14 protein-coding genes are annotated in these 20,495 nt (G+C 46.8%); 10 read left to right on the top strand and 4 right to left on the bottom strand.

Translation table 11 applies throughout. The features are described from left to right. Positions 1-240 precede the first annotated feature (240 nt). Complete coding sequence (locus BN1938_RS09460; protein ID WP_050640361.1) at positions 241-2,394, top strand: Tex family protein; 2,154 nt, start codon at positions 241-243, stop codon at positions 2,392-2,394. Between the two features lie 485 nt (positions 2,395-2,879). On the opposite strand, the gene BN1938_RS23070 is transcribed toward BN1938_RS09460, so the two are convergent. Continuing rightward, complete coding sequence (locus BN1938_RS23070; protein WP_082202928.1) at positions 2,880-3,437, bottom strand: biotin transporter BioY; 558 nt, start codon at positions 3,435-3,437, stop codon at positions 2,880-2,882. A 170-nt stretch (positions 3,438-3,607) separates the two neighbouring features. On the opposite strand from BN1938_RS23070, the gene BN1938_RS24115 reads away from it, so the two are divergent. The 5 genes from BN1938_RS24115 to BN1938_RS09430 all read left to right on the top strand — a co-directional run bounded on the left by BN1938_RS24115 (position 3,608) and on the right by BN1938_RS09430 (position 13,187). Next, positions 3,608-5,089, top strand: coding sequence for a thioester domain-containing protein (locus BN1938_RS24115; RefSeq protein ID WP_050640359.1), 1,482 nt, complete (start codon positions 3,608-3,610; stop codon positions 5,087-5,089). 466 nt (positions 5,090-5,555) lie between these two features. Further along, positions 5,556-9,029, top strand: a complete 3,474-nt coding sequence (locus BN1938_RS23905) for an ABC transporter ATP-binding protein (RefSeq protein ID WP_242843833.1) — start codon at positions 5,556-5,558, stop codon at positions 9,027-9,029. A gap of 169 nt (positions 9,030-9,198) precedes the next feature. After that, positions 9,199-10,794, top strand: coding sequence for a hydroxylamine reductase (hcp, locus tag BN1938_RS09440; RefSeq protein ID WP_187376297.1), 1,596 nt, complete (start codon positions 9,199-9,201; stop codon positions 10,792-10,794). A 380-nt stretch (positions 10,795-11,174) separates the two neighbouring features. Next, on the top strand, positions 11,175-11,801 hold the full coding sequence (locus BN1938_RS09435) for a flavin reductase (protein ID WP_050640358.1): 627 nt from the start codon (positions 11,175-11,177) through the stop codon (positions 11,799-11,801). 348 nt (positions 11,802-12,149) lie between these two features. Next, positions 12,150-13,187 (top strand): uroporphyrinogen decarboxylase family protein, encoded by a 1,038-nt coding sequence (locus BN1938_RS09430; RefSeq protein WP_050640357.1) that lies wholly within the window; start codon positions 12,150-12,152, stop codon positions 13,185-13,187. Between the two features lie 111 nt (positions 13,188-13,298). Here the strand turns inward: BN1938_RS09430 and BN1938_RS09425 are convergent, their stop codons facing one another. The 3 genes from BN1938_RS09425 to BN1938_RS09415 are packed head-to-tail and all read right to left on the bottom strand — an operon-like array spanning position 13,299 to position 15,265. Continuing rightward, positions 13,299-14,030, bottom strand: a complete 732-nt coding sequence (locus BN1938_RS09425; protein ID WP_050640356.1) for a hypothetical protein — start codon at positions 14,028-14,030, stop codon at positions 13,299-13,301. A gap of 1 nt (position 14,031) precedes the next feature. Next, positions 14,032-14,892: an ABC transporter ATP-binding protein gene (locus BN1938_RS09420; protein ID WP_050640355.1), complete on the bottom strand. Its 861-nt coding sequence runs from the start codon at positions 14,890-14,892 to the stop codon at positions 14,032-14,034. After that, a complete protein-coding gene (locus tag BN1938_RS09415; RefSeq protein ID WP_369794754.1) occupies positions 14,873-15,265 on the bottom strand; it encodes a GntR family transcriptional regulator in 393 nt (130 codons plus the stop codon). The genes BN1938_RS09420 and BN1938_RS09415 overlap by 20 nt, the downstream gene beginning before the upstream one ends. 323 nt (positions 15,266-15,588) lie before the next feature. Between BN1938_RS09415 and hypB the strand changes: the two genes are divergently transcribed. From hypB to BN1938_RS09395, 4 genes are read left to right on the top strand one after another with little or no spacing between them, the layout of a single operon-like run. Then, complete coding sequence (hypB, locus tag BN1938_RS09410; RefSeq protein WP_050640353.1) at positions 15,589-16,269, top strand: hydrogenase nickel incorporation protein HypB; 681 nt, start codon at positions 15,589-15,591, stop codon at positions 16,267-16,269. 2 nt (positions 16,270-16,271) lie between these two features. Continuing rightward, complete coding sequence (locus tag BN1938_RS09405) at positions 16,272-18,971, top strand: FAD-dependent oxidoreductase (protein ID WP_050640857.1); 2,700 nt, start codon at positions 16,272-16,274, stop codon at positions 18,969-18,971. 28 nt (positions 18,972-18,999) lie between these two features. Continuing rightward, on the top strand, positions 19,000-19,344 hold the full coding sequence (locus BN1938_RS09400) for a hydrogenase maturation nickel metallochaperone HypA (RefSeq protein ID WP_050640352.1): 345 nt from the start codon (positions 19,000-19,002) through the stop codon (positions 19,342-19,344). A 27-nt stretch (positions 19,345-19,371) separates the two neighbouring features. After that, positions 19,372-20,424, top strand: a complete 1,053-nt coding sequence (locus BN1938_RS09395) for a DUF5692 family protein (protein WP_050640351.1) — start codon at positions 19,372-19,374, stop codon at positions 20,422-20,424. The last annotated feature ends 71 nt before the right edge of the window (positions 20,425-20,495 follow it).

Below are 20,495 nucleotides of genomic sequence, written 5' to 3'. Positions count from 1 at the left end.
GTCTTTTTAAATTAACTTCTATTATTATAAAGCGTAAACTATTTTGTTGCAAGATATTTCATGGGGGAGTAATGCTAAAAAATTATACCCAATTTTGGTGGTTTTTGCCGGATATTTTCCATAATAAGGCATGAAAAGATGGAGAAAATGTTGTAAAAAAGGCGTGCTTTCCTGTATAATAGAAAGAGTTGTGGTTCTTTGAGGCCAAACTGCAGGAGTAAAAAGAGAGGTACGGACTATATGGATATTAATCAGAAACTGACAGAGGAATTAGGAGTAAAACGCTGGCAGGTGGATGCGGCGGTTAAGCTAATTGATGAGGGAAACACCATTCCTTTTATTTCACGATACAGAAAAGAGGCAACGGGTTCGCTGGATGATGAGCAGCTTCGAAAGCTGCACGAAAGATTGATTTATCTTCGGAATCTAGAAGAGAAAAAGGAACAGGTGCTGTCCAGTATAGAGGAACAGCGAAAACTGACGGCGGAACTAAAAGTGCAGATACTGGCGGCAGAGACTCTGGTGGTGGTGGAAGATTTGTACCGCCCGTATCGGCCAAAGAGGAGAACACGCGCCACGATAGCAAAGGAGAAGGGGCTGGAGCCGCTGGCAGCAGTGATTACATTGCAGCAGGCTAAGGAACCTCTGGAAAAGGAAGCGGAGAAATATGTTTCTGAGGATAAAGGAGTCAGCTCCGCAGAGGAAGCTATCGCAGGGGCAAAGGATATTATCGCGGAATCCATATCTGATGAAGCGGATTACAGGAGCTGGATTCGAAAAATCACGGCACAGAAAGGAAAGCTGGTTTCTTCGGCCAAGGATCCCGAGGCGGAGTCGGTCTATGAGATGTATTATGAATTTGAGGAGCCGGTTTCGAAACTGGTTGGACACCGTATACTCGCATTAAACCGCGGTGAGAAAGAAAAAATACTGACAGTGAAAATAGAAGCTCCGGAGGAGGACATTATCCGCTATCTGGAAAAGAAGACAATCCGTCAGAATAATCCGTACACTTCACCGGTGCTGAAGGATGCGGTGGAAGACAGTTATAAGCGTCTGATTGCGCCGGCCATTGAACGGGAGATCCGCAATGAGCTGACAGAGAAGGCGGAGGACGGTGCGATAGAGGTATTCGGAAAGAATCTTCATCAACTTCTGATGCAGCCGCCGATTGCAGGCCATGTTGTACTGGGATGGGATCCTGCTTTCCGTACAGGATGCAAGCTGGCTGTCGTGGATGAGACGGGGAAAGTGCTTGGGACAACCGTCATTTATCCAACGGCCCCCACCACGCCGCAGAAGATTAAAGCATCCAAAGATTTATTGAAGAAAATCATTGCAAAGTATAATATAACACTGATCTCCGTAGGGAACGGAACGGCATCCAGGGAATCCGAACAGTTTATTGTAGAGCTGTTAAAGGAAATCCCGCAGAGCGTGCAGTATGTTATTGTAAATGAAGCAGGCGCTTCGGTATATTCTGCGAGCAAGCTGGCCTCCGAAGAGTTTCCGAAATTCGATGTGGGCCAGAGAAGTGCAGCATCTATAGCGCGGCGGCTCCAGGATCCCCTTGCGGAATTGGTAAAAATAGATCCGAAGTCTATTGGTGTGGGGCAGTACCAGCATGACATGAATCAGAAGAAGCTGGGGGAATCCCTGAATGGAGTTGTAGAAGATTGTGTAAATAAGGTGGGAGTGGATTTGAATACAGCATCTGCTCCGCTGCTGTCATATATATCTGGTATTACAGCAGCCATTGCGAAAAATATTGTGGTTTACAGGGAAGAAAATGGCCGGTTTAAGGACCGGAAGGAGCTGCTCAAGGTGGCGAAGCTGGGGCCCAAGGCTTATGAGCAGTGCGCAGGATTTATGCGTATTATGGAAGGACGGAATCCCCTGGATGCGACCGGGGTTCATCCGGAATCCTATGCGGCCGCAGAAAAGCTGTTATCCAGACAGGGATTTAAACCGGAGGATATTACCGGGGGCAATCTGACAGGGCTTTCTCTTACAATCAAAGACTATAAGCAACTGGCTGATGAACTGGGGATCGGAGAGATTACACTGCGGGATATTGTGAAGGAGCTGGAAAAACCGGCCCGCGATCCGCGTGAAGAAATGCCAAAGCCGATTCTGCGCACGGATGTACTGGATATGAAAGACTTAAAAGAAGGAATGATTTTAAAAGGGACTGTTCGGAATGTCATTGATTTTGGGGTGTTTGTGGATATCGGAGTACACCAGGACGGATTGGTGCACATATCCCAGATCACGGACCGGTTTATCAAACATCCGTTGGAAGCCGTCAGCGTGGGAGATATCGTTGATGTGAAGGTGATGAGCGTAGATCTAAAGAAAAAAAGGATACAGCTTACCATGCGGGGGCTGGCTTAAGGGACGCTTCGTAAACGGATAGCCGGACTGGCTGGGGGAATGTATATGCTCTTTTGATATGCGGGCGTCTGCCTGAGTGATTCTAAGAAAAAATACCGCCGGGAATGTGGGCACGGGATGACCCAGCGCGAGAAATTTGATAATTTCTCGTGCTGGGTCATCCGGAAACATGATTCGGAATCATGTTTCCTCCCACATTCCCGGCGGTATTTTTTCTAAGAATCACTGGGGCAGACTAGAGCATTTCAAAAGAGCATATACATTCCCCCAGCCAGTCCGTTATCCGTTTACTGCGCTGGTGAAACAAGTCGGGAGGCTGTCGGAGAGTGAGATGGGGGACGGTGTTGGAGGGGAGACTTTAATCGGGCGCCTGGGCTGACCAGTCAGGAGATAGGTAAGGCTTCCGATTAAAGGCGGGGGTGATATATGGAGAGTTGATTTCTTCATAATAAGTGGGAGAGTTCCAGCAGTTTAATTTATTGAATTTATTGGCGCAGTGTGGCGGCTCTTAGTTTGGGGCCCAGGAGGGTTGCTATTATGATTTTGACCAGGTCTCCGGGGAGGTAGGGGATGACTCCGGCGGCTAGTGCGGCGGGAAAGTCTAGGTTCATTTGGTGGGCAAGCCAGGTGGTTCCGAAGAAGTAGCAGACCAGGGTTCCTAGTACCATTCCGAGGAGGGCGTAGGGGAGACGGGCTGCAAAGTGATCTATGAAGAAGCCGGCGATGAGGGCAAGGAAGATGAAGCCTATCAGGTAGCCTCCGGTGGGGCCGGCGAGCTTTCCGATTCCTCCGGTGAAGGCGGAGAATACGGGGAGGCCCACTGCTCCCAGGAGGAGGTAGGTGATGAAGCTGATGGTTCCAAATTTCATACCGAGGACGTAGACGGTGAGATAGACGGCCAGGTTGGTAAAGGAGATCGGAACCGGACTGAAGGGCAGAGGGATGCTGAAGGGGCCCAGTATGCATGTTACGGCTGTCATTACTCCGACGAGGGTGAGCTGTTTGGTTGTGATAAATGTCTTTTGGATGGGTGCATTTTCCATGATGTTTTCCTCTCATTTTGTATTTTATGTTGTTAGTATAAAAGAAATTGGATGGAATGTCAACTTGAAATATAAAATAGTTAACAATCCAAACGGTGTCTTATTTTGCGAAACATTTTGTCTGATTTAGCATACTGTATTGTGAAAATGATTTTACTGGAGAATGAAACATGGCTTTAAGTAATAATGCTGAAATGAATCGTCTTGTATCACGTCCATTTATAATTTATTCAGGTACGGACTTAACAGGGACTGCGACTGGGGACGCTGAGGTGCGCAATTATTGTGCACTGCCGTATACTTCCGCATCCAGATATCAGTTGGACAGACCCGATCATAATAATATTTTTCAATTTCAAAGGACTATTAATGGAGTTACGGAAAAGGCGTACTGCCTTGATAAATTTGCGGATGGACCATATAATGATGTACCTTATGAGAGCGCACCTTTTGAAACTATTTTTGCCTCAGCTACTGAACGGCAAAAGCAGATGCTGGCCTGGATTCTGGCAAATTGCTATCCGGCAGTGAGCGCACAGGCGACTTTTGAGTTGACCGGAACAGATTATGCTGCAAGTCCGGTTCTTGACGATAATGATGCCTATGCGGCGGTTCAGGTGGCGTTATGGGTGCTCTTGGGGCAGATTGTTCCGGATGAAGTGAATTTTCTGGAATGCTCATCCACGGAACAGCATCCGAAGTCAGTCAGGCTTCGTGCCACGGTGCTCAGGCTTCTGGAACTGGCCGGGGAGTTTGCAGACGATACGGCAAATCCGGCTCCGCCTGTCAGCGCAAATACAGCTGGATGCTGCACAGATAATCCTATCGACTGCTGTAATACGGGAACAATTCCCACTGTTTCTAACAAACCATATCTCGTTTTTAAAGGCTGTCCGGATGAAGTCAGAACCGTGTGCGGGCGTCTCCTTATCGGCCCATTTATGCTGCAGTCGGGATTTACCGGAAAACCGGTGATAACAGTTGAACCGATCTGTGTATGTCAGGAAGGATTCTCTGCTTCTTTTATGGATTTTTGCGGGAATAAAATGGATGCGCCTTCTATTGGAGATGAATTTTATATTGCAGTTCGGACTATTAAAGATTATATTTGTTTTACCGTTCGTGCCTCATTTACGGGAACTGTCACAAGGGTTGTTACGATGAATCCCACGGGTACGGGGCAAAATTACCAGCCTATAGGTACGACGTTTGAAGATGTCCAGGTAAACTTAGAGGCATCTGTCTGCGTATGTGCCTCTGTACCGCGTAATACAGAGAAGAAGTCCCACTCTCAGACGGGCATCAGTATTAATAACAACAATAATAACAACAATAATAATAGTAATACTAACAGCAACAGCGGATTATGGCATGGAGGCATGTATCCATGGCCAAACTATATAATTATGTGCCCGCCGCCGGGCTGGTACCCATCCTGGCCATCCAGGCCGCCATATCCACCGGAACCGCCATATCCACCATACCCACCGAAAATGCCCACCAAAGCCGCCATGCCCGCCGGAGCCGCCATGCCCACCAAAGCCGCCATGCCCGCCGGAGCCGCCATGTCCGCCGGAGCCGCCATGCCCGCCGAAGCCGTCATGTCCTCTGTGTCCGCCCCGCTGCCCGCTGAAATCAGAGTGTTCATGTAAGAACGGTCATAATGCAGAATCGTGAAACTGCTATTATAACAGTAGGATAATTACTTTCCGGGGGGACTAAACTGAGCCGCTATATGGCTGATTTGCAGGAGTCAACAAAGAAAAAATAATTAAGAAAAACCGGTATTAGTAAAAGGAAAAGAAAATATGGAGATCCGCATGCTTATCGGCTAAGTGCCGTTCTTCAGAAAATAAGCATGCGGATCTTTTGTTTTTGGGGGCAGCGAGCCGAAGTTAAGCAAGCCTGGCCTTGACGACTGCTGTGAGGGCAGCCCCTTGGAAACTGGTTAACTTGCCCTGTTTTGCAAGAAGTGTTTAAATTAGTCTTATAACGGGATATAATGCAGATAGAGGACCCGGTTGATATTGCCTTTTCGCGGCAGGTGTAGTATCATCTAAGCCAAATTGAATGTTAGACAGGCAGGGAACGTGATTGAGAAAAAGAGGTGGGACAGACATGGAAGATAAGGCGCGTAAGGTCAACAGGCCGGAGCGTATTGTATCCTATTTTAAAATGGAGAAGCGGACTCTTGCTGCCGTTGCCGTATCCGGGATTATTTACAATGCAGGGATGGTTGCAGGCCCCTGGTTCGAGGGAATGCTGGCGCAGTATCTGTGTGATATTATTGGCGGGAAACGGGTGTTTCAGGATATGGTTATGCTGGCCCTGTCCTATATTGCTGCGATTTTGCTGGTGGAGGGAATGCGCTATCTCAAACGGCTTTATGTGAGACGATTTGCTAACCATGTGAATCGGAATATGAAGCAGGTGCTGTACCATAATCTCGTGCACAGGGGCAAGCCGGAACTGGACACTGAGGATGTGGGAGCTGTTATGACCAAAGCCATTGCAGATGTGGACACCTGTGTGGAAGGGATGCGAAAGTTTACGACAGAGGTTTTTGATACCGGTGTCGTAATGATTGCCTATTTGACAATGCTTTTTTCATACGACTGGAGACTGACCATAATCTCCGTTTTGTTTCCGCCGGCGGCATACTGGCTGGCCGGAACATTAAAACGGACGGTATCAAGGAGGGCAGCGGCATATAAGGAAAGCGCGGGCGTTCTGAACGGGGCAACCCTTGACCGGATATCCAATGCAGTGCTTTACAGGGTTTATGGACAGGAAAAAAGCAGGGATACAGAGTATGAGGAGCAGCTGGGAGATTACGAGAAGAAAGCGGTGTATGCAAATATATGGGAAAATGCGATGCAGCCCCTCTATAAAATCATTTCGATGGCAGGGATTATTTTCATTATCTGGTTCGGCGCAAAGAATGTGCTGGGCAGTGGATGGACATCCTGGGACATTGCAGCATTTTCCACATTTTTATCTTGTTTTACCAGGCTGGCATCTAAATCCTCGAGGGCGGCAAAGCTGTTTAATGCGGTTCAGAAGGCACAGGTATCTTGGATACGGATTAAACCGTATATGCAGGATATCCCGGATGAGAAAGAACCAGGGCCGGAATCGCCGGTACGGCTTTGCGTTTCGGGGATGAAGTTTGCATACCCGGATGGGAAATATGTGCTGGAGGATATTTGCTTTTCCGCGTGTCCGGGCGAGATAATAGGAGTAACCGGAGCTGTGGCATGTGGAAAGTCTACGCTGGGGAAAGTGTTTCTGTGCGAATATCCATATGAGGGAAGTATCAGACTGGAAGGAAAGGAACTGTCGGCTCTTGCCCGGGCCGGAAGAAAGATGACCGCTTATATGGGGCATGAGCCGGAACTTTTGAGCGCTTCTGTGGAAGACAATATACTGCTTGGAGAATCCGGGGATGTCAGTGGCTGTCTGAAGGCGGTGTGTATGGACCAGGAAGTATCGAAGATGCCGGATGGGATTCACACTATGGTGGGCAGCGGCGGAGTCAGGCTTTCCGGAGGGCAGCAGGCGCGGATTGCACTTGCACGGACACTTTTTCATAAAAAGCCGGTCATTATACTGGATGATCCGTTTTCCGCGGTTGACAGAAAAACGGAATGTGAGATTATGCAGAATTTAAAGGCGCTCACGAAGGACAGTATCGTATTGATTTTATCCCACAGGCTGACTCTGTTTCCACAGATGGACCAGGTAATCTGGCTCGGGGAGGGCAGAAGTACGGTCTCTGACCACTGGCATCTGATGCTGACCAATGAGGAGTACGCACATCTGTTTCAAATGCAGAGTGGGCAGAGCGTGCCGTTCATAGGAGCAGAAGAGAGACAGGCAGAATGTACAGATAACTTAAATGATGCGCAAAAGACCGGGGTTCCGGTTCAGAAGGGGCAGACCGGGAAAAAGAATGGCAGGAAGCAGAATTACATCTTTTCGGTGGTAAAAAGGATTGTAAAGGAACAAGTGCTTTTGTCCATTGGGCTGGTGATTGCAGTGGCAGGTACTGTCATTGCGGGCATCCTTCCCCCGCTGCTTCTGGAACGGATTGTAAACCGGCTGGCAGGAGGCGCAGATGTTCTGCCGGGGCTGGCGGCGGCTTACTTTCTTCTGCTGGCGGCAGCAGGTATCTTTGATTCGGCAAAGGAAAGCCTGATCACGGTTTTCGGCCAGAAGGTTACCCACGGACTGAGAAGTGTGATGTGCAGAAAGCTGTCAAAACTGCCGGCATCCTACCTTATAGACACAGAACCGGGAGTGACGGCATCAAGATTTGTAAATGATGTAGATACGGTGGAATCCCTGTTTACATCCGGTATTATCAGCATGGTTGTAGACATTTGCCGGGTAGTCAGTATTCTGGCGGTCATATTCGTAAAGAGCCGCGGTCTTGGGATGCTTATGGCGCTTGCAGCACCGATTTTATATTTGATTACACGTGCATTTCAAAAAAGAATGCTGAAGGCTCAGCTTGCCAACAGAACCGCGGTGGGCAGGGCAAACAGCCATGTGCCGGAAACAATCAGGAACATAAGGATGATCCATACATTTCATAAAGAAAAATATATGGAAAAATGTTATGACAGATATATCCAGGCCGGATACCAGGCATTAGAAAAATCCAATTTTTATGATTCCATTTATTCTCCGATTATCATTACAATCAGGGCAGCTCTGATTGCGGTTATGATGGTTTTGGCTGCAATGGGCGGAAATATGCAGGGGCTTTTTGGAATGTCTGTCGGAACAGCAGTGGCGGTGATTGCATATGTCAGCAAAGTATTTGAGCCGTTGGAGAGCATCGGGATGGAGATTCAGAACATTCAGTCTGCCGTGGCGGGGGTATGCCGCATTCATGAATTTTTAAATGAGCCGGGGCGCAGGCTGCCGGAAAATGAGACGGCGGCTCTGGATGAATGCAGCCCGGCAGCTGCGTTTCATTCCGTCAGCTTTGGGTATGAGGACGGGCGGGAAATTCTCCGCCAGTATAGTTTTGCGGTTCATACAGGAGAAAATGTGACATTGACCGGAAGAACCGGTGTTGGAAAGAGTACGGTATTCAAGCTGCTGCTGGGGTTATATCCTCCATGGAACGGAAAGGTATGCATCTACGGGGTACCGTCAGACCAGATCCCGGATGCCCAAAAAAGAGGGCTTTTTGGCTATGTGGAGCAGTCATTCCGGCTGGTCCCGGGTACCGTGGCAGAGCAGATAAGCCTGAAAGACAGCAGGATAACCCGTGAGGACATAGAGCGGTCGGTTCATATGGTGGGAATGCATGAGGCGGTTATGGATCTGGAAAACGGATATGATACCCTGTGCACCGCCGGTCTGTTTTCACAGGGACAGATGCAGCTGCTCTCGATCGCCAGAGCGGTAGCAGCCAATCCAAGAATTCTGCTGTTGGATGAAATTACTGCAAATCTGGATTCGGCTACAGAAGAGAAAGTACTGGCGGCTCTCCGGGCAGCATCGACAAACAGAACGGTTATTTCCATATCCCACAGACTTTATGAACAGCGCGGAGGACGGATGGTTCATTTAGGGTAACAGTTCACACAGGCCTGAACTGTACCACTTTGTTTATTAGATTCTTCTTTTTGTTGTTTTAACAACATACTTGAATGCTTACCTGCATTATACTGTGCTTAACAGCTGGAGGCGTGATTGATTAGAGTTATCAGGTATTGCTGCTATGAAGCAGCGGAAAGGAGAAAAAATGGATAATCAAATGTTTTGTTTTCAATGTGAGCAGACGGCGGGATGCACAGGATGTACAGGTAAGGCAGGTGTATGCGGCAAATCCGCTTCATCTGCAAAGCTGCAGGACGAACTGACGGGGGCGTTGATCTCTCTGGCGCGTGCCTGTTCCAATACCCCCGGGACACAGCAGACGGACCGTCTGATTCTGGAAGGGCTTTTTACGACGGTAACGAATGTGAATTTTAACGACGAGACTCTGCAAGAGATGATTGACCGTATAGAAGCAGAAAAAAGGCGGATTGTGCCCGGATGCGCATCCTGCGGTTCCCCGTGCGGGAATACGGACCGCTACGACATGTCCCGTATCTGGAACGCAGAGGAGGATATCCGTTCCCTCAAATCGCTGATTCTGTTCGGAATTCGGGGAATGGCGGCCTATGCTTATCATGCGATGGTTCTGGGATATGAGAACGCGGAAGTGAACGAATTTATGATCAAAGCGCTTTCTATCCTGGGGGAGGACTGGGGGATGGAGGAACTGCTCCCTGTTGTGATGGAGACAGGCAAAGTAAATCTGACCTGTATGGAGCTGCTAGACCGCGCCAATACGGAAACCTTTGGGACGCCCCAGCCGGTTGAGGTGACAATGAAAGTGGAGAAAGGACCGTTCATCGTGATTACCGGCCATGACCTTTGGGATCTGAAGCTTCTGTTGGAACAGACTGCAGGTAAGGGCATTCACATCTATACCCACGGAGAAATGCTTCCCGCTCATGCGTATCCGGAACTGAAAAAGTATCCTCATTTAAAAGGAAACTTTGGCACAGCATGGCAGAACCAGCAAAAGGAATTTGCAGATATCCCGGCTCCGATCCTGTATACCACAAACTGTCTGATGCCGGTAAAAGAGAGTTATGCAGACAGAGTGTTTACAACAGAAGTCGTGTCTTATCCTGAAATGATTCATATTGACAGCGATAAAGATTTTACGCCTGTGATCGAAAAAGCGCTGGCGCTCGGCGGATATGAGGAAGATATGGAGTTTACAGGAATAAACGGCGGTAAGAGTGTGACGACTGGATTTGGCCACGGTACGGTGCTCAGTGTAGCGGGACAGGTAATTGACGCCGTAAAAGCCGGAGCCATCCGCCACTTCTTCCTTGTGGGCGGCTGTGACGGCGCACGTCCGGGCCGTAATTATTATACTGAATTTGTAAAGCAGACTCCGGCGGACACGGTAATTCTGACACTCGCCTGCGGCAAATACCGGTTTAACGACCTGGACCTCGGAACAATAGGGGGCCTGCCAAGAATGATGGATATGGGGCAGTGCAACGATGCTTATAGTGCAATTAAGGTTGCGGTGGCCTTGTCAGAGGCTTTTGGATGCCAGGTGAATGAACTGCCGCTCTCGATGGTGCTTTCCTGGTATGAACAGAAGGCTGTTTGTATCCTGCTGACCCTGCTGCATCTGGGGATTCAGAATATTAAGCTGGGACCAACGCTGCCGGCCTTTGTATCTCCTAATGTGCTGAATTATCTGGTGGAACACTACAATATTGCGCCAATCACTACGCCGGAGAACGACTTAAGGGATGTTTTGGGTGAATAAGAAAATGAAACAAAGAGGGCGGTTCAAAGGGGTCTGACCCCTTTGAACCGCCCTCTTTGAACTTGTTAATAATTTTTTCGAAAAAAGTACATAATTTGTTAAATTATCCCTCACATAACTATCACATTTAGGCGGTATATTATTAATTGTAAAGGGACAATAACCTTTTTATTATAAATTTTCTTTTTCATAATTTTCCTTGGCCGGAAGCGATTCCGGCCTCTCCTTTTTTATTTCTTGATTGATCCGTTTGAATTTCCGATAATCACGTTTCTCCGTTTTTTTCAGGTTATTAATTGTATTTAAGGATTGTAAAATATTAACAGATATGTTATATTGTAAATATCGATAATAATTACTATTATTAAAGGAGGACGTTTATGGATACAAAAGCATTTTGGAAGATGAGTTATGGTCTTTATATTATCTCGGCAAAAAATGGGGAAAAAGCCGGAGGTTGTGTTGTGAATACAATGATCCAGGTGACTTCAGAACCGCTGCAGGTTACGGTGACAATTAACAAAGAAAATTATACTGCCGGTCTAATACAGGAGTCAGGGTATTTTACTGGAATCGCGCTTGCACAGTCAGCCACAATGGAGCTGATTGGGGCATTCGGGTTCCAAAGTAGCAAAGATAAAGATAAATTTGAGGGATTTGAGACGAAGACGGATCTCAATGGAATTCCGTATGTTTGCAGCCAGGCAGCAGCCAGGTTCAGCTGTAAAGTGAAAAATACGATGGACGTGGGAACACATATTGTATTCCTGGGAGAAGTAGTAGATGCAGAAGTGATGAGTACGGAAGAGCCTATGACATACGCATATTATCATACCGTGAAAAATGGTGTTACACCTCCTAAGGCATCCAGTTATATCCCTGAGCCCGAAAAAGTAAAGGGATACCGCTGTAAAATCTGCGGATACATCCTGGAGTCAGATACCATACCAGAAGATTTTAAATGTCCGATCTGTGGAAGAGGAAAAGAAGAATTAGAGAAGCTGTGAGAGAAAGTTAAGCTTAAAACCAAGGCTGGACATCCGTTAATTGGGAAATTAAAAGAAACATTCTGAATAAGACAAAAAATGGATGCTGCGGGAGAAACCGCAGCATCCATTTTTTGCCTTATAAAAGGGGGAATGAAAAAATTGAAGTTTATGCAGCCAGATTCTGTAAGCATACTATTTTTCATTTACATTAAGATTAGATTTTTTTAATTCCTACAAAAATAGTATAAAAAATATTAAAAAAATACAAAAACAAATCCGAAAGTATATTATAATTTTGGTATGAATTAACAGGGCGCCAATGACACAGAAGTATATTGAACAGTATTCTTTCAGGAGGGAATTATAATGAATGCAATGGAACGGGTAGTAAAAGCATTGAATCACGAGGAGGCAGACAGGGTACCGGTATACCCTATCATCAGCGGGGCTTCCCGGAGACTGACAGGAGTAAGTTACAGAGAATGGGCTAACGATGCACATCTGTGCGCGGATGCTCTCTTAAAAGCGAGAGAGGAGTTTGATCTGGATTGCATCGTAACGTTGATTGATCTTTCCGTTGAATGCGATGCATGGGGGCAGGAACTGATTTATCCGGAAAATGAAGCTGCGCACCCGGATTATGAGCATTGCGTAGTGAAAGAGATTGAGGATTATGCCAGGATTAAGAAAGTGGATTACCGCAGCTCCAGACGTATGATGATGCATATTGATACATGCAGAAAATTGGTAGAAGCCTCCAATGGAGAATTCCCCATTGTAGCATTTGTATTTGGGCCCCTGGGTACGCTGTCCATGCTGCGTAGTCAGCAGGAAATGTATATGGATTTTTATGATGATCCGGATGCGGTACATGAAGCGGCGCGCGAGATTAATGAGACCTTGAAAGATTACTGCAGAGCTCTGATGGATACGGGGGTGAATGGCATCATGTTTGATACCCTTTTTGCCTCTGGCTCTATCATGAGCAAGGAAATGTGGAATGAGCTGGAGGGAGATCTGGTGGAAGAGCTTGCCCAGGTGGTAAGAGATAAAAATGGGCTGGTAATGATACACAATTGCGGGCAGAAAATCTACTTTGATGTTCAGATCGAGCGTATGCAGCCCGCGGCGATTTCCTTCTTATATCCGCCGGATGACTGTAAAGATTTTAAAGAATGTAAAGAGAAATACGGGAATCTGACAACCCTGATCGGGTGTGTTACTCCGGCAAACGCAGCAATCGGCACTGACGAAAACTGGGACCAGGAATGCAGAAATTCCATTGACGCAATGTCAGCCGGAGGCGGCTTCATACTTGCAACGGGATGCGAATACCCTGCAAATGCCGATTTTGCAAGGGCACACAGAATGGTAGAAATTGCAAAGGACTATGGAAGATATTAGAATAAGGTCTGGGAGAGTGGGAATACAAAACAGCCGCTGTGGATTCGTCCATAGCGGCTGTATAATCAGTTATGGGCCTTCCCAATTACTGCATGCTGCATGAGAGAATGCTTATGCTTTCAGCTCTGTTCTGCGTATGACACAGTATGAACATAGGCTTAAAATACACGCTGCAAGTACAAAGATAAGTACAGGATACATAAAGTTTATTGTACCGTCGGTCATGTATCCAAAAGCCTTTAGGACAAATAGGATAATCCTGTCAGTAAAATCTTTTGGAAGAACAAATTTTATCAAAGCAGGTATTATTAAAATGATCGTGAGGCCGAGAGTAATCCCGGCATAGACCGATATCTTTTTACCGATCTTGTTTATAATAAGGATTACCAGGTAAAACAGACAGCAGATAAGCATATATACTAAAAACAGCCAAACCCAGCCTAAAAAGTAAGAATGCCCATATCCGTACAGTCCGCCAAATAATGAGTGATAGCCATGAAACCAGTGGTGAAGCGCGTTTCCCAGGATTGTATCAACCAGTGACATGATTCCCGAGATAAAAGCGAACAGGGAAAATGTGGAAAGAAAGATATATTTTCTGGTAAATCCATTTTGTATCAGCATTTTAAAATCTTCTTTAAACCCCAGGATCCCTAAGATACCTACATAGATAAAAGAATTAAACTCTAAGCCGTTCGTACCAATTTTGCCGCTGCTTCCGTTTGTAATATAAGAAAGGACAAAAACGGCCGCGACAACTGCATATTCAATTGCGTAGAAGATCCAAATATATTTAAACGATGTCATACATTCATAACGGATAACAGTGCCTAATTTTTTCATATCAGCGGCCCCCTTTCTCTGTTAACTTTACGAATAGTTTTTGCAGGTTCATATTAGATATCTGTAAGCGACTGTTTTTAGGAAGCTGTTCTTTTTCTCCCAGTATATAAGCGAGTTTTAAATTACCAAGTTCATCGTATCCTATCACATTTTTGTCTTTACAGTAGTCATCGACTTCACCGGCGAGGCCGGAAATACAGTATCCTTTATTCATCAGCGTTTCAACGGTTTCCTGCAGAAGCACTCTGCCTTTGTCGATTAGAACCACTTCTTCGATGATGTTTGCCACCTCTTCTATAAGATGGGTAGCGATAATAATCGTTCTCTGATAGTTTTCATAATCCTGCAGTAATAATTCATAAAACAACTCCCGGTGATTCGCGTCCAGTCCCAGCACAGGCTCATCAAAAACCACATAAGGTACATGGAGGGAAAGCGCAATCGTAAGTTTAAAGATAGACTGATAACCTTTCGACAGTGCTTTGTATCTTTTGTTAATATCAAGATCAAACTTTTCTGCAATCTGACGTGCCTGATCCAGGTCAAAATTATCATAAAAACGGTCTATCCACTTAAAATGTTCTATCACTTTCAGGCTGGTGTCGTATAAGTCCATCTCACTCATACAAAATATCTTTTCGTGCACTTCCATGTTTTCTTTTGCGCGTAGACCGTCAATAAGTATTTCCCCTTCATCAGCGAAGATGCGGTTGGAAATGATGTTAATTAAAGTGGATTTGCCGGCTCCGTTTCTTCCTAAAAATCCGTAAATTTTACCATATTCAAACGAAATAGAAACCCGATCCAGTGCGTTGACATTGCTGTAACGTTTTACGACATTCTTAATTTGTATTGCATTCATTTTCATACCCCTTTTCTATCAATGTGATAATTTCCTCTTTTGACATCTGCAGTTTGACGGCCTCGTTAATTAATGCCTCAATATATTGATTGTAAAATTGATCCTGTCTTTTTCTGCGGATTTTTTTAACTGCGCCTGCTTTTACATACATTCCAAGACCCCTCCTTTTATAAATAATCTCTTCGTCTACCAGCATGTTCATTCCTTTGAGGACTGTATGTGGATTAATGTTCAAAAGTGCCGAGATCTCATTGGTTGAAGGAATCTTTGTTTCCTCTGGAAAGACGCCTGTAAATATGGAATCTTCTAACTGTTCTGCAATTTGAACGAATATAGGTTTATCTATATTTGGATTTATGTTCAATGATATCACCACCTTATTAGTTAGTTACTTGAGTAACAAACTGACTTGCACCTTTAATATATACTAATACGCAATTTCTGTCAATAGATTTTTAAAAAACTTGAAATACAAAAAGTACAGAGCGCAATGTGGCACAGGAGATGAAGAGTGGATGTGGTCATACCAGATTCCAACGTCGTAAACATAGGTGAATATGCACTAAAAAGAAGGGGAATATGTTGCTGATTGCACAAAAATAAAGGGAGTAATTGACACGCATTATATGGAATGATACAATGTTAAAAAGATAACACATTGTGGTACAACCAATTATGATCGAAGGAGAGAAGCGGATGGGAGATTTTAGGGTTCTGGAAATTAAGCAGAGTGTTTTTGCGGATAATGATAAACGGGCATCCGAATTGAGGAAAGAACTGAAGGAAAAAAAGGTGTTTTTGTTAAACCTGATGTCTTCACCGGGATCCGGTAAGACGACTACACTTACCAGGACGATTGAACAGCTGAAAAATGAGCTGAAGATCGGAGTGATGGAGGCGGATATTGATTCTGACGTAGATGCAGAAACAATTTCCCGGCTTGGGGTTGAGGCAATCCAGCTCCATACAGGGGGGATGTGCCATCTGGATGCAGATATGACCCGGCAGGGGCTGGAGGGCCTTGAATGCGGGGATCTGGATCTTGTGGTACTTGAGAATGTGGGGAATCTTGTCTGTCCGGCAGAATTTGATACCGGAGCGGTGAAGAATGCCATGATTCTAAGCGTACCTGAGGGAGACGACAAACCGTTGAAATACCCGCTGATGTTTTCGATCTGTGATGTCGTTCTGATCAACAAGACAGATGTGCTTCCCTATTTTGATTTTGATATGGAACAATGCAGGAAGAACATTTTAAAAAGAAACCCGAATGCAATCATTATAGCAATCTGTGCCCGCACCGGTGAGGGGACAGAGACTTGGACAGATTGGCTCAGAGAAGAAGTAAAGGCATGGCAGAAAGCGGAAAGGAGTTAGGTATGGCAGAAGAGAGAACATTAATTCTAAAGCTGGGGCAGAAAATCACTGACCGAATTGGGCACAAAGTGACAGTGGACGATCCGGAATACTGGGGACTTGCCTGTGTTGTAACGGATGAGATGGCGGAAGTGGCCCTGGCGATGAAGGTAAGAAAGCCGGCCAGTGCACAGAAGATTGCGAAGAAATGCGGTAAACCGCTAAAGCGGACGGAAGAATTGCTGCAGGAGATGAGCGTGATCGGTCTGCTGGAGTATAACTGGGAAAATGCGGACCGCCATAAACAGTACATACTGCCGATGTTTGTGCCTGGCTGTGCGGAATTCATGAACATGAACCTGGAGCAGGTAGAGAAACATCATGAGGTCGCCAGATTTTTTGAACAGATGAGCCGGCTGCCGCTGGAAAAAGTAACTCCTATGGTGCCTCCGGGGGGCGCTGGAATAGGGATGCACGTCATTCCGGTTGAAAAGGCCATACCAACAGAACAGAAGTCCGTCAGTGTCGAGCATATTTCCCACTGGGTACAGAAGTATAAAGGGAAATATGCGGTGGGCGCCTGTTCCTGCCGCCGTTCCCGCAGAATTCAGGGAGAAGGCTGCGGACACCTGGAAGATGATATGTGCATCGGCGTCGGAGATATGGCCGATTACATTGTAGAGACAGGGAAGGGCCGCTATATTGACGAAGCGGAGGTCATGGAGATCCTGCAGAGGGCGGAGGACAATGGCCTGGTGCATCAGATCACAAATATCGATGGGGAAGATAAGATCTTTGCTATCTGTAACTGCTGTGTCTGTTCCTGTTATGCACTGCGCACCTCTCAGCTGTTTAACACGCCGAATATGTCCCGCTCCGCTTATATAGCCAGGGTGAATACCGATAACTGTGTGGCATGCGGCCAGTGTGTGGAATACTGCCCGTCCGGTGCGGCAAAGCTGGGACAGAAACTCTGTACAAAGAGCGGGCCGGTATCCTATCCGGTGCAGGAACTGCCGGATGCGGTGAAGTGGGGGCCGGAGAAATGGAATGAGAATTACAGGGATGATAACCAAATTAACTGCTATGACACGGGAACAGCACCGTGCAAAACGAATTGTCCGGCTCATATTGCCGTGCAGGGATATATTAATATGGCTTCTCAGGGAAGGTATTTGGATGCACTTAAGCTGATTAAGAAGGAGAACCCATTCCCGGCAGTATGCGGAAGTATCTGCAACCGGCGCTGCGAAGACGCCTGCACCCGCGGGGAAATCGACCAAGCGGTGGCAATCGATGAGGTCAAGAAGTTTATTGCCATGCAGGAGCTGAATGCAGAGTCCCGTTATATTCCGCCGATGGTCAATCAGATCGGGAAGCCATATCCGCAGAAGATTGCGGTTGTAGGCGCCGGACCGGCCGGGATGAGCTGTGCCTTTTTCCTGGCTCAGAAGGGGTATCCGGTGACCATCTTTGAAAAGCACAGACAGCCGGGAGGAATGCTGACTCATGGAATCCCGGGCTTCAGGCTGGAAAAAGAGGTGGTAGATGCGGAGATCTCGGTGCTGCGTGAGATGGGAATCGAGTTTAGATGCGGTATAGAAGTAGGGAAAGATATTACACTGGAAGAGCTGCGGGCACAGGGCTATCAGGCGTTTTACCTTGCAATCGGATGTCAGGGCGGGCGCAGGGCCGGTGTCTCAGGAGAAGAATTAGAGGGCGTACTGACAGGTGTGGATTTCCTTCATAGGGTGAATACGGATGAGAAGGTAGAGTTGTCCGGGCGGACCGTTGTGGTCGGCGGCGGCAATGTGGCCGTTGATGTGGCGCGGAGTGCAGTGCGTGCAGGAGCATCTATCACGCAGATGTTTTGTCTGGAAGCAAGGGATTCCATGCCTGCCGCTGAAGATGAAGTGGCAGAGGCGCAGGAAGAAGGAATCACGGTAAATTGCGGCTGGGGACCAAAAGAAATACTTGGTGAGAACGGAAAAGTTACCGGAGTAGTCTTCAAAAAATGCGTGGCTGTGACAGATGCAGAAGGACGTTTTCATCCACAATATGATGAGGACGACTGCATGACGGTAGCATGTGACAATGTGCTGCTGAGTATCGGGCAGAGCATTATCTGGGGAGGCCTTCTGGATGGAACCAAAGTGGAACTGGGACGCGGAGGCGGTGCTGTGGCAGATCCCCTGACCTATCAGACAGCAGAGCCTGATATCTTTGTTGGCGGAGATGTGTATACCGGGCCAAAGTTTGCGATCGATGCGATTGCGGCCGGAAAAGAAGGCGCGGTCTCCATCCACCGTTTTGTACATGACGGACAGAGTCTGACAATCGGCCGGAATCGGCGTGAATTTATAGAACTGGATAAGAAAAACCTGGATATTCCGGAGGAAAGCTATGACCATGCCAGCCGCCAGGCGCCGGGGCATAAGGCCGGAGTTAAAGCGGCATCTACCTTCCGGGATACGCGCCTTGTGTTTACGGAGGAACAGGTAAAAGCAGAGACTGCGAGGTGTCTGGGATGCGGCGCCACGATCGTAGACGAGAACCGGTGCATTGGCTGTGGTGTCTGCACGACAAAATGTGAATTTGATGCGATCCACTTGAGCAGAGAAATTCCCGAGGCAAGCCGGATGATGAAGAGCGAAGATAAGATGAAGGCGATTCTGCCCTACGCGGCGAAAAGACAGATTAAGATTATCCGTAACAGGAAATAGCTGCTTAATGGAAAGAAGGGGATGAGATATGCACGAACTGGGGCTTGTCACGCATGTAGTCCGCGCGATCGAGGAGATTGGCAAAGAAGAAAAACTGACGGAGGTAGCTTCGGTGACGCTTGAGATCGGGGAAGTGAGCGGTGTTATTCCGGATTACCTGGAGGACTGTTGGAAATATTTTCGGAAAAGGTCAGAACTTCTGAAGGAAGCGGAACTAAAAATAGAGACCATTCCGGCGGTAACGATCTGCGGGGATTGCCAGAAAACTTTTTCTACACTGGAATATAAAAAACAGTGTCCGCACTGCGGCGGAGAAGATACCTGGCTGACTGCCGGAAATGAATTTAATATAAAGGAGATTACCGCCTGTTAAGGCAATGAGAGGGAAGGAGAGTTCATGATGTTTGTTTTTACAGAAAGTGTGCCCACAATATTGGTTTGGCTCGTATGGATTGGAGTGTTTATATCGCTGTTTGCGGCAAATGAGTTAAGCCGCCGCTTTAAATGGGTAGGGTTCGGATGCTTTGTGATATTGCCGGTGGTGCTGACCGTACTCTGGCTGACGGCGCTCAAAGACACCTCCTATATGGATTGGTTCCATCTGGCAAAGGTATATTCGTCCACTGCAGGATGTATTGGGTTCTGGTGCATACGCCATATAAAGAAACTGCAGCACAATAAGATCGCGCTTTGTTTTCCGCCGTTGATTCTGGCGATCAATATTCTGGAGGCGTGTTCCAGAGATTTTCAGGTCAGCCAGTATGCAACTCCGGTGGTTGAATACATGAATAATCAGGTGCAGTATTATGTTGGCGGTTCCTGGAATATTATGAACGGAATAGCGGGTATACTGAATATTATCACAATTTCCGGCTGGTTTGGAATCTGTATCCGCAGGAAAACGGCAAATGATAACAGCCGTGACATGCTCTGGCCGGATATGATGTGGTTCTGGATCGTGGCCTATGATTTATGGAATTTTGCCTATACATACAATTGTCTGCCGACCCATGCATGGTACTGTGGATTTGCGCTGCTGCTGGCGCCCACTGTATGTGCTTTTACACTGGGAAAAGGAGCCTGGCTGCAGCACCGCGCACATACGCTGGCACTGTGGTGTATGTTTGCCCAGACATTTCCGGCGTTCCAGGATGCGAGCAAATGGCTGGTTCATTCCGCATCCAGCAAGGCGATTGCAGATGCGGCGATTCAGGAGGGGATTCTGGCCGCAGACGGTTTTACGGTATTAAAAGATGCGGGGATTTATCAGGTAGCCAGCGCTGCGCCTAATACCACATTTTTATTTGTCATGAGCCTGCTGGCTCTGCTTGCCAATGTGGCAGTGTTCGTATATATGCTGTACCGGATTAAGAAGACAAAGAAAAATCCTTATAAAGGAGAGCTGTATTCGGATTTAGCAAAATATAAAGAAGTAAAGGCACTGGCCGAGTAAAAAATAGGTCAGCGAAAGGGAGCACCTGGATGAAGTTTTATTCCAGGTGCTTTTCATATGTATATTTTTCT

Source organism: Eubacterium sp. SB2 (assembly GCF_001244405.1).
Taxonomy (GTDB): Bacteria; Bacillota; Clostridia; order Lachnospirales; family Lachnospiraceae; genus Faecalicatena; species Faecalicatena contortus_B.
Note: the sequence above shows the minus strand (reverse complement) of the source record. Positions and strands in the feature narration are given on the sequence as shown.